The organism is Stagnimonas sp. FW305-C-60, from assembly GCF_058782965.1.
Genome location: NZ_JBYSYF010000008.1, coordinates 84,357 through 95,141, shown reverse-complemented (window position 1 = coordinate 95,141; position 10,785 = coordinate 84,357). Strand labels below are relative to the sequence as shown.

At 61.3% G+C, this 10,785-nt stretch carries 7 protein-coding genes; 6 read left to right on the top strand and 1 reads right to left on the bottom strand.

The window, feature by feature from the left end; all coding sequences use genetic code 11:
* Positions 1 to 149: 149 nt before the first annotated feature.
* Together AC3WT6_RS16545 and AC3WT6_RS16540 are read left to right on the top strand one after the other, a co-directional pair.
* Complete coding sequence (locus AC3WT6_RS16545; protein ID WP_492654710.1) at positions 150 to 3,056, top strand: TonB-dependent receptor plug domain-containing protein; 2,907 nt, start codon at positions 150 to 152, stop codon at positions 3,054 to 3,056.
* A gap of 81 nt (positions 3,057 to 3,137) precedes the next feature.
* Positions 3,138 to 4,952 (top strand): tetratricopeptide repeat-containing sulfotransferase family protein, encoded by a 1,815-nt coding sequence (locus AC3WT6_RS16540; protein ID WP_492654709.1) that lies wholly within the window; start codon positions 3,138 to 3,140, stop codon positions 4,950 to 4,952.
* Positions 4,953 to 4,955: 3 nt separating this feature from the next.
* Here the strand turns inward: AC3WT6_RS16540 and AC3WT6_RS16535 are convergent, their stop codons facing one another.
* Positions 4,956 to 5,525: a 2OG-Fe(II) oxygenase gene (locus AC3WT6_RS16535; RefSeq protein WP_492654708.1), complete on the bottom strand. Its 570-nt coding sequence runs from the start codon at positions 5,523 to 5,525 to the stop codon at positions 4,956 to 4,958.
* A gap of 64 nt (positions 5,526 to 5,589) precedes the next feature.
* Between AC3WT6_RS16535 and AC3WT6_RS16530 the strand changes: the two genes are divergently transcribed.
* The 4 genes from AC3WT6_RS16530 (at position 5,590) to AC3WT6_RS16515 (ending at position 10,784) form a co-directional block, all read left to right on the top strand.
* Positions 5,590 to 6,897: an aspartyl/asparaginyl beta-hydroxylase domain-containing protein gene (locus AC3WT6_RS16530; protein WP_492654707.1), complete on the top strand. Its 1,308-nt coding sequence runs from the start codon at positions 5,590 to 5,592 to the stop codon at positions 6,895 to 6,897.
* 484 nt (positions 6,898 to 7,381) lie between these two features.
* Positions 7,382 to 9,019 carry a peptide ABC transporter substrate-binding protein gene (locus AC3WT6_RS16525; protein ID WP_492654706.1) on the top strand — a complete coding sequence of 546 codons (1,638 nt, stop codon included), beginning with the start codon at positions 7,382 to 7,384 and terminating at the stop codon, positions 9,017 to 9,019.
* Positions 9,016 to 9,939 carry an oligopeptide ABC transporter permease OppB gene (gene oppB, locus AC3WT6_RS16520; protein ID WP_492654705.1) on the top strand — a complete coding sequence of 308 codons (924 nt, stop codon included), beginning with the start codon at positions 9,016 to 9,018 and terminating at the stop codon, positions 9,937 to 9,939. Before AC3WT6_RS16525 ends, oppB begins: the two co-directional genes overlap by 4 nt.
* Positions 9,936 to 10,784 (top strand): ABC transporter permease, encoded by an 849-nt coding sequence (locus AC3WT6_RS16515; protein WP_492654704.1) that lies wholly within the window; start codon positions 9,936 to 9,938, stop codon positions 10,782 to 10,784. Before oppB ends, AC3WT6_RS16515 begins: the two co-directional genes overlap by 4 nt.
* Position 10,785: the final 1 nt, after the last annotated feature.

Genomic DNA, 10,785 nt, shown 5'->3' with positions numbered 1-10,785 from the left:
AATCTCTGGCCATCGCTGTTGACGTGATGCAATGCACAGCGTTACGTTCCGATTACAGCCTCGTTTGATCGCGCGGTGGCTCGCCACGCCGGGACCTGAGTAATCAGGTCCCGATCATTTTTTTCGCTGTCCCCAAGGGAGTTAATTCAATGAAACTTAGCGTAGACGGAAGTATCCGGAGGTCGGTATACGCAGTCTTTGCTGCGGGTATCGCTAGCGTTGCAGCCCCTGTATTCGCGCAGGATGCGTCTCCGGCGGCTGCAACTGGAGATAAGGCGGTTCAACTCGAGAAGGTGCAGGTCACCGGTTCGCGCATTCGTCGCGTGGACGCCGAAAAGGCTCTGCCTATCGCCATCATTGATCGCGCCGCGATCCAAGCGTCCGGTGTGACTACGGTCGGTGAGTTGATTCAGGAGCTGCCCTCCATTTCCGGTGCTGCCACCAACCCGCGCGTCAACAACGGCGGTGGTGACGGTGCCTCCACCATCTCCCTGCGAGGCCTCGGCGAAGACCGCACCCTACTGCTTCTCAACGGCCGTCGCCTGGTGCAGCAAGACGTCAACGCGATCCCGCTCAACCTGATTCAGCGCGTCGAAATCCTCAAGGAAGGCGCTTCTGCCATCTATGGTTCAGACGCAGTGGGTGGCGTGGTGAACTTCATCACCCGCAAGGATTTCAAAAGCCTCGAGATCAGTGGTGACTATGGTATCTCCAGCAAGGGTGACGGAGAGCGGCGCGGCCTGGGTATTTCCTGGGGAGCTTCCGGGGAAAAAGCCAATCTGATGATTGGCCTGAACTACAACCAGCAGGAAGCTGTATCTGCCGCCGACCGCGATTTCTCCAAGTTCGCCACCTATTTGTCCAGCGGTTCGGTCTACAACGGTGGTTCCAGCAGAAACCCGCGTGGCCGTATCACTTTGCCGAACGATGCTGCGGCACAGGCGCGTTACAACTGCGCGCCCGGCGCGACCACGCAGCCAGCCACGATCACGGTTTCACGAATCGACGGTCGCAGTGGCGCCAGCCCGGACGACTACCAGTGCTATTCGGCTGCCCGCGACGCCTACAATTATCAAGCCGTCGGTAATGTGGTCTCCACTCCTCAGGAGCGCGTGGGCCTGTTCACTGTTGGCAACTACTCCTTCAATGACCACGTTGAAGGCTATGCTGAGATGTTCGTCAACACCACGCGCTCGTCTTACATCATCGCGCCGCTGCCGTTCGATGCGCGCAACGACGACATCGTGGTTTCGGCCGACAACGCCTACAACCCGTTCGGTATCGATTTCGGTGGTATCGATGCGGTTAACGGCAACCTGCTGTCGCGGCTTGAGGCTCTCGGTAACCGCACCTCAACCTTCCGTACTAACGTCGCCCAGATCAATCTTGGTGCCCGCGGTGATCTGATGCTGCTGCCTGAATGGAAGTGGGACGCTGGCATCGGCTACGGCCGTATGGAACAGGAGAACAACCGTGTCGGCTATATCTTTGGACCCGCACTGAAGGCAGCCCTCGGGCCGTCCTTCGACCGTGGGGACGGAACCTTCGGGTGCGGCACCTCGGCGGATACCGAGATCGGCGGCTGCACGCCGGTGAACATCTTTAACCTCGGCTCGGATCCGACCCAGGTCGCGGCGCTGCAGTCGGTTTCGGCAAATGCCGGTACCTCGCTGGCGCAGACCCTGAAGACGGTATCCCTGAATCTCTCTGGAGACGCCATGCAGTTGCCCGCCGGGCCCTTGGGCGTGGCGCTGGGCGGTGAGTACCGTAGCTTTGCTCTAGAGTCGCAGGTTGACTTCCTGGCGCGCTCGCTGCCGCCAGACTTCACCACCTGCTACCTCGCGCAGGAAACCTGCTCGAACGCCACCAGCGGTAGCTACAACGTCACCGAGTATTTCGCCGAAGCGCTGTTCCCCGTTCTGTCGAACATGCCTTTCGTTAAGTCGCTCAACCTGAACGCCGGTGTCCGCTTCTCGGACTACTCGAACTTCGGCACCGCGACCAACTCCTCGGTGAAGCTGGAATACCGCCCGAACGACGACCTGCTGGTGCGTGCTACCTACGCGGAAGTCTTCCGTGCGCCGACCATTGCTGATCTGTTCACGCCGCCCTCGGCCAACAGCCCGCAGTTCGCCGATCCCTGCGAAGGCATCACCACTCCGGTGGGTGTGAATCCAAACCTTGACAAGACCTGCCAGAACGTCCCTCGTGACGGCAGCTTCGAGCCGGCCACTTCACAGATCACTGGCATCGTCTCGGGTAACCCGGAGTTGCAGCCGGAAACGGGCAAGGTGTTTACTTACGGCTTCGTCTATGACTCCAGTTGGGAATACCTGAAGGGGCTCAGCGTCTCGCTGGATTACTGGCGCTATAACCTGAAGGACACTATTGAGACTCTTCAGCCGGATACTGTTGGTCAGCAATGCCTCGCCACTGGCAGTGATAGCTTCTGCAATCTGATCGAGCGTGCCTCTGATGGTCAGGTGTCCCAGATCGGCCAGCCTACCTTCAACCTCGGCAAGGTCGATACCAGTGGTCTGGACCTCGGTTTCGGATACCGGGCGCCTAAGACGTCTATTGGTCGTTTCAGCTTCAAGACCGATATGACTTACATCGCCAAGTACGACCGTACGCCGGACGCAAGTAACCCCGCTTTCGTTGTGCACAACGCAGGTCAGTATTCGAAGCAGGATGGCAACTACTCGCGCATCCGCTCGGTTAGCACGCTGTCCTGGACCAACTGGGGCTTCGAGGCGGCTGTCGCTGCGCGTTTCATCAGCGCCTACAAGATCGGCAGTCCGGGTGCCAACCAAGCGTCGGCTGACGGTTCCTTCCCGGATGTCGAGCTGCTGCTGGGTGATACTTGGTACTACGACATGACCGCTGGCTACAAGCTGAAGAAGACCAACACCAAGTTCCAGGTGGGTATCGACAACATCACTGCCGAGCTGCCGCCGCTCCAGTATCAGAACAACTCACTCAACGCCAACGTTGACGTGAATACCTTCGATACCGTCGGCCGTTACTTCTTCGCCAAGGTCATCCAAACCTTCTAAAACACGGTTGTTTTGCGGTAGTAGTGCCAGCCACGTGTCCTCGTCATTGGGGCACGTGGTTTTTTTGTTCTTTCGAGGCTTATGAGCAAGCGGGAAGCAGAGCGATATTTCCAGACAGGGTATTGGCGGGAGGCGATTCAGCAGGCATCCCTCGCCCTGTTGAAGGATCCCGACGATATTCCGCTGCTGCGGATTCTGGCTGCCAGCTATGCGCAGCTGGCAGACGACGTCCGGGCGGCTGAGGCCTACGACGCCTTGATCGCGAGGGAACCGGAGGTTGCCGAACATTGGATGAACCGCGCGACGGTGCGCCGTGCGCTTGGCCAGCTCGAGCTGGCCGCGACCGACTATCAGCGCGCGGCAGACTGCGGGGCTGGCGACGGCAACTTCCACTTCAATCGCGGCCTGCTGCAGCTCGATCTGCGCGATCTGAACGCCGCCGCCGCCAGTTTCGCTCTGGCTTACGAGCTGCAGTCGCTCGAGGCGGAGTTCGCCTTCTTTTATGCGGAGACGCTTTTTACCCTGCTGCGGCTCGACACCGCCCTCGCGGTGGCACGGCAGTGGCGGCAGTGGAACAATCTCAGCGTGGCCCTGCTGCCGCGCTTGGGCAACCTCCTGTTTCAGTTGGGTGCTGCCAGCGATGGCGAACAGGTGCTTAATCTCGCGCTTCTGATGGAGCCGGAAGACGAGGACAGCTGCGGCAACTTGGTCGGCCTGCTCGAACGCAGCAACCGTCTGGAGGAGGCTGAAAACCACTGGCGGCGGCTTATCGCCCGGCCGGCCGCCAACGCCGAGCAGCAGGCGGCGCGCGAGTTGCTGGGCGCCCGCCTTGCCCAGCGGCGCGGAGAGCACGACCAGGCCGTCGCCCTGTTTCAGTCAGCACGGCAGGGATCGGCCAATCTAGCTCAGGGGGCGGACCTGCTGTTCGGCTTGGCCAAGAGCCAGGATGCAATCCAGGACAGCGAGGCAGCATGGGCAAGCCTGAAGCTGGCCCATGCTGCACAGTTGCGAGAAATCGCCAGCATTCGTCCCCGCGCACTAGCCGAAACCCTGCCGTTCGAAATCGCCGACTACTCGGTGCAGGTCGAGGACTGCTGCCGCTGGTTCATCCCGGCAGCCAACGTGCAGGCGCCTTCGCCGCTGTTTGTGGTGGCCTTTCCAAGATCCGGGACTACCCTGCTCGAACAGATGCTCGACGCCCACCCTGCCATGGGCTCCATGGACGAGCAACCGTTTTTACAGCTGGCCATCGACGACATGCAGGGGCAGGGTGCGCGCTACCCCGATGCCCTAGCGGGTCTGGGTGCGTCGGACCACGCCTTGGTCCGCGCCCGCTACTTCGAGCGTGTCGCCAGTCGGGTGCAGCTGTCAGCGGGTCAGCGCCTGGTCGACAAGAATCCTCTGAACCTGCTGCGCTTGCCAGCGATCCGCTGGCTGTTTCCAGATGCACCCGTGGTGCTGGTGCTGCGCCACCCCTGCGACGTGCTGCTGTCGTGCCACATGCAGCAGTTCCGCGCGCCGGAGTTCGCCGTGCTCTGCCGCAGCCTGGAATCCTTGGCGCAGGGCTATGTTCGCGCCTTCGACTTCTTTTATGCGCAGCAGTCCCTGCTGGGCGCGCGCGTGTTCGAACTACGCTATGAGGCTCTAGTGGGCGACGTCGAGGTCGGCACCCGCCAGCTCTGCACGTTCGCCGACCTGCCCTGGCACGCGGCGATGCTCGATCCTGCCGCCCACGCGCTAGGGAAGGCTTATATCAGCACTCCCAGCTACACCCAGGTGGTCAAGCCAGTAAGCCGTGGTGCAGTGAACCGCTGGCGTCGCTACGAGAGTTTCTTCCGACCAGTCATGCCCATCCTCCAGCCCTATCTCGACCGTTGGGGCTATGAGGGGCTTTGAAAATCAGAATAGTAGGTAGGTGGAAAGGATGAACTTATCGCCGCCCACCGGCGGTTCTCCGGCGTGCGGGAACATCCAGTAGGGGGGGAAGACCAGCAGTCGCCCCTGCTCCGGGCTCACTGCTAGGCGCTGGTCTGGGAAAACGGTCTGGCCGCCGCCAGGCACGTTGTTTAGATACCAGAGGAACACGAGATATCGGTTGGAAACCTCGTAGATCGAATCGAAGTGCAGCTGAAAGCGCTCCTGGCCGCCAGCGCGGTAGCGTTTGAGTATGTAATCGGCGCGCTTGGGGCTGTTGGGTATTGGGATGGACGCCCCGACATCCAGGTTGTACTGGTGCAGACTCTGATCCACCGATGCATCGAGTGCCTTGACTATCTCGGCAGGGCCCTGACGGCTGAGGTTGAGCTCAGTCCATGCGCTCTCCTCTAGACCCTGACGGACCCCTCGGCCGTTGGTGGTCTGGAATCGGGACAACTGCTCGAATCGCTTCAACAGTTGCTCGCATAGCTCAATATCGAGTTGCCGGTCGTAGACTCGAACGAAGTCGTTGAGCTGTTTTGCAGTTGCCATGATCTCTTAATGCACCCTTCAGGTAGCCTCACAACAAGAGTTTGTCAGTTTTTTTGGGATCTTCATGAACGCTATCCCCTCTCCTGATCCATTTTTGCGCGCCAGCCTAGACGCAATCCGCGCTGCTTTGGGGCAGGGTGACATCGCCACTGCCGAAGCTCGTTGTCAACGGCTACTAAAAAATGATCCTGCGCAGATCGAGGCCATCAATTACCTCGCAATGATCCGATTGCGTGCCGGTGACGATATCGCTGCACTCCGCCTAATGGAAGAAGTCCAAAGTCTGCACCCGAAGGACCCACTGAGTCTTAGTACCCTGGCCATGATTCGTCAGCAGGTGGGGGACGAGGCAGGCGCCTTGCAGGCCTTCACCGCCCTGCTGCAGATTCAGCCAGGAAACTTCGCTGCGCGCTTGCAGCGCGCCTATTTGCTCGAACGTTCCGGGCATCACGCTGAGGCACTATTCGCCTATGTGAGGGCGACACGAGATGCACGCGCCGTGGGGCGCTGGACCTCAGACGCTACTACCGCCCCCACGCTTCGCGAACTGGTATTGCACGCCGTCAGCGTGGTCAGGAAAGGTAGTCGGAAACTGCTGGCAGACTCCATTGAGCCTTTGCGGAAACGCTACGGAAACAACGAGCTGCTACGGGTTGAGCGCTGTTTGGCCATGCACCTGGGTGAGATTGCGCTGGATAGTCCTGATCCTCGACAACAGCCTACCTTTCTTTACTTCCCTGGCTTGCCAGCCAGTCCTTACTTGTCTTCGAGGAATTTCGATGGCCTTGATGAGATGGCGGCCAAGACCGCTGCAATTGTTGAGGAGCTTTTCGCCCTACTGCCGCGTAGCGAGGGCCGGGAAAGGGTCTTTGAATCGGAGGCGGTGGAGGCGAGCAATTTGGTAAGTCAGTACGGCAAGCCGAGTTGGCAAGGGTATTATTTCTACCGTCATGGCGAGCCTAACCTTATCAACATGGAGGCCTGTCCTGTGACGGTTTCAGCGCTCGATAGGCTGCCGCTGGCTCGTACTCCGGGACACGCTCCGGAGACACTTTTTTCCGTATTTTCGCCCGGTACCCATCTGCTGCCTCACCGTGGTGTAACCAACACTCGGGTGGTTGGGCACCTGCCGCTGATGGTTCCCAGGGATTGCGCGCTCAATGTTTCCGGTGAGCTGCATCACTGGAAGGTCGGGCAGCCTGTGGTTTTTGACGATACGTACGAGCACGAAGCCTGGAACCGTTCCGATCAGATTCGAGTGGTTCTAATCTTCGATCTCTGGAATCCCTACCTGACTGATGTGGAACGTTTGGCCGTGTCTGAACTGGTGGTGTCGATTGGCGACTTCCGCCGTCGGACCGAAGCCCAATGAACCCGACAATCAGTTCGGCCGGCAAGAGTTGGCCGAACCGTATCGGTAGCTGTGCCATTCGTAGATTGCTTGGTTGGGAGTTGACGAGGTTTATTCCTGTTCGCCAGGTTTCAGACCTGGCTGTGAAGGGGAAAATGCCTCGGACATCGCGCTCCGAAGGGAGCGGAACCTGGCCGCCGTCCGCCCTTGAATCATTGGCAGCAAAAACTTGGGTAGCGGGGGCGAACGTTGTCTGTGCCCATCTAGCACGGAATCAATTCCGTGCGGCGCGGTGACGCGGGTCGACAGTCCAGCGGCGATCGAATCCTCTAGCTAAATGATTGGTCACTGCCTAGCTTGGATCGCAGACTATGCTCTGTCAGTCCGGCTGCGCCAGGCGATGATGCATTTGGAAGCAGGCGTGGTCAGAGGTCGTTTATTGCTCGCTCACTTTGCTTGCTCAGTGGCCAGCGGACGGCAATGTGCGCTGTTTCGGCTGTTAGCCATGATCGCGGTTCAAACTCCGCGGTTCTCCTTTGGTTGCAGAAGTTATTGGCGCGCCAACCTGTTCACTTTGCTGCTACTTCTGGCCTCCTCAGCGCAGTCTCACGACATTGTTCATATCGGAAATGGCAACGAGCCAGAGACATTGGACCCTCATCGAGTCGAAGGTGTCAGTGCTAGCAACATCGCCCGCGATCTCTACGAAGGGCTAACGGCGGTCGACGCGGAGGGGCAGGTCGTACCAGCGGCCGCAAAATCCTGGTGGGTTTCTGATGACGGACGAGAGTATCGTTTCCGCCTCCGCATCGGTGCTCGTTGGTCCAGCGGCGAGCCGTTGATTGCAGAGGATTTCGCCGCGGGTTTGAGGCGCAGTCTCGATCCATCTACAGGTTCCGCCTATGCTCAGATGCTTGCGATGATCGCACGGGTTGAGGTGGTGCGCGTCGCGCCTTCGAATCTGAACGCACAGGTGGAGTTGACGCCAGCGCAGCAAGAATTGGTGATTCGTCTCAGGTCGCCCACGACACATTTCCTGCGTTTGTTATCCCACCCCTCCACCTTCCCCATCCACCGCTCCAGCCTTCAACGCTGGGGAAAGAACTTCGCGCGTCCCGGCCGTCTGGTAAGCAATGGTGCCTACACCTTGGAGTCCTGGACGCCGCAGTCGTCTATTCGTCTGAAGCGCAACCGCTACTACTGGAACGATGCGCGCACCGCAATCGACACGGTGGTGTACCAACCCGCCGAGGACAGCAACACCGAACTCAAGCGGTATCGCGCCGACGAGCTAGACGTGACCTATGAGATTCCCTTACAGCAGGCGCCCTGGTTGCGCCAGAACTACGGCCGGGATTTACACATTTCCAGCTATCTCGGAACCTACTTCTACGGGTTCAACTGCTCCCGCCCGCCGTTCAAGGACAACCCTAAATTGCGCCGGGCCTTGACCCTGGCCGTGGATCGCCAGGTGATCGTCGACAAGGTCATGAACGGGCTTGCGCTGCCGGCCTATAGCCTGTTGCCGCCAGGCTTAAGCGGCTACACGCCGCAAAGGCCAGAGTGGGCCGATTGGTCGCGCGAGCGGCGACTCGCCGAGGCACGGCGCCTATACGCGGAGGCGGGCTACTCCGCGCAGCGGCCGCTGGAAGTGGAACTGCGCTACAACACCCACGAGGATCATCGCCGCATCGCCACGGTGGTGGCGGCAATGTGGAAGCAGTGGCTGGGCGTGCGCACCAAGCTGCTCAACGAGGAGTTCAAGGTCTTTATCCAGAACCGCAATCTGCGCAAGATCACGCAGTTGTTCCGCGCGGTCTGGATCGCCGACTACGACGACCCCACGGCCTTCACCGACATCCTGCATTCCAGTCACGGCCAGAACGACATGGCCTATAGCAACCCGGAGTACGACTCCTTGCTGGCTCAGGCCGCTGCAGAGGTTGATCCGAGTCTGCGCCGCGGGCATCTTGCGCAGGCGGAGCAATTGCTGCTGCGCGATCAACCCGTGCTACCGATCTACACCTACACCTCCAAGCATCTGGTGAAGCCCTGGGTGCAGGGCTGGCAGGACAATCCGCTCGATATCCACTACAGCAAGGACCTGCGCATCGTCGGCCGTCCCGCCGAGGCGGTGCGGTGATCCGCTACGCGCTGCTGCGTCTGGCCACCGCGCTGCCGACCTTGCTGCTGCTGGTGACGCTCAGCTTCTTTCTGATGCGTCTGGCGCCCGGCGGCCCCTTCGATGGCGAGCGCAGCCTGCCGCCGCAGATCGAGGCCAGCCTGCGCGCGGAATACCACCTCGACGAGCCCCTGCCGCAGCAGTACCTGCGCTATCTGGGCGGATTGCTGCGAGGTGATCTCGGGCCCTCGTTCCAGTACCAGGGCTTCCGCGTGCGGGAGCTGATCGTGGCCGGCCTGCCGGTATCGCTGACCCTGGGAATGTGTGCGATGGCACTGGCCTTGCTGCTGGGCGGTGCGGCTGGCATCGCTGCCAGCCTGCGGCCGGGCAGGGCGCTGGATCAGGGCCTGATGAGTCTGGCCATGCTCGGCATCTCGGTGCCCAGCTATGTCATCGGCCCTCTCCTGGTTCTGCTGTTCGCGGTGCTGCTGCGTTGGCTACCGGCGGGTGGCTGGGAGCCGGGACGCTGGAGCGATCTACTGCTGCCGGTGGTGGCGCTGGCCCTGCCCCAGATCGCTGCCATCGCCCGGTTGTTGCGTGGCTCGATGCTGGAGGTACTGCGTCAGCCCTACATCCGCACGGCCCGCGCCAAGGGGCTGACGGAGTCCCGCGTGCTGCTGGTGCACGCCCTGAAGCCGGCGTTGCTGCCGGTGATCTCCTATCTGGGTCCGGCGACTGCGGGGCTGATTACTGGCTCGGTGGTGGTCGAGCAGGTGTTCGATCTGCCGGGCATCGGCCGCTACTTCGTGCAGGGCGCGCTCAACCGCGACTACACCCTGGTGCTGGGGGTGGTACTCGTCTATGGAACGATGATCGTGCTGTTCAACTTTCTGGTCGATCTGCTCTACGGCCTGATCGATCCCAGGCTGCGGCAGTCATGAGCGCGTCGGCGGGAGGGCTGTGGTCGGCGCTGCGCCGCGACTCCGGCGCGCTGGCGGCAGCGGTGCTGCTGAGCCTGTTGTTGCTGCTGATCCTGCTTGGCCCGCTGCTCTCGCCCTATGCGGTGGACAGCATCGACTTCGACGCCGACTGGGCGCAGCCACCGCAGTGGGCCGGGCAGCACTGGTTCGGCACCGATGGCCTGGGACGCGACGTGTTCGTGCGCAGTCTGGAAGGCGGCCGCGTATCGCTGCTGGTCGGCATCGCCGCCACCGCAGTTTCCCTCCTGATCGGCGTCGCCTACGGCGCCATCGCCGGCTATTTCGGCGGCCGGCTGGACGAGCTGATGATGCGCGCGGTGGACATCCTCTACGCCTTGCCGTTCCTGTTCCTGGTGATCCTGCTGATGGTGCTGTTCGGCCGCGAGTTCTGGCTGGTGTTCGTCGCCATCGGCGCGATCAACTGGCTGGACATGGCGCGCATCGTCCGTGGCGAAACCATGGCCCTGAAGCAGCGCGAGTTCGTGCTCGCGGCCCGGGCATCCGGGCTGGGCGATTTCGCCATCCTCTGGGGCCAGATCCTGCCCAATCTGCTGGGCACGGTCGCGGTGGTGGCGACGCTGACGGTGCCGCAGGTGATCCTCACCGAATCCTTCCTGAGCTTCTTGGGCCTGGGCGTGCAGGAGCCGGCCACCAGCTGGGGCGCGCTGGTCAACGACGGCGCCCGCGAGATGGAGCGCACGCCCTGGACGCTGCTGTTCCCGGCCGGCCTGCTGGCGCTCACGCTGCTCTGCCTCAACCGCCTCGGCGACGCCTTGAGCGACGCCCTCGACCGCGGAGCGGACTAGC

Bases quoted from the DNA above. Each gene is read 5' to 3' on its own strand.
- AC3WT6_RS16545 (WP_492654710.1), top strand. From the start codon at position 150: ATGAAACTTAGCGTAGACGGAAGTATCCGGAGGTCGGTATACGCAGTC.
- AC3WT6_RS16540 (WP_492654709.1), top strand. From the start codon at position 3,138: ATGAGCAAGCGGGAAGCAGAGCGATATTTCCAGACAGGGTATTGGCGG.
- AC3WT6_RS16535 (WP_492654708.1), bottom strand. From the start codon at position 5,525: ATGGCAACTGCAAAACAGCTCAACGACTTCGTTCGAGTCTACGACCGG.
- AC3WT6_RS16530 (WP_492654707.1), top strand. From the start codon at position 5,590: ATGAACGCTATCCCCTCTCCTGATCCATTTTTGCGCGCCAGCCTAGAC.
- AC3WT6_RS16525 (WP_492654706.1), top strand. From the start codon at position 7,382: ATGATCGCGGTTCAAACTCCGCGGTTCTCCTTTGGTTGCAGAAGTTAT.
- AC3WT6_RS16515 (WP_492654704.1), top strand. From the start codon at position 9,936: ATGAGCGCGTCGGCGGGAGGGCTGTGGTCGGCGCTGCGCCGCGACTCC.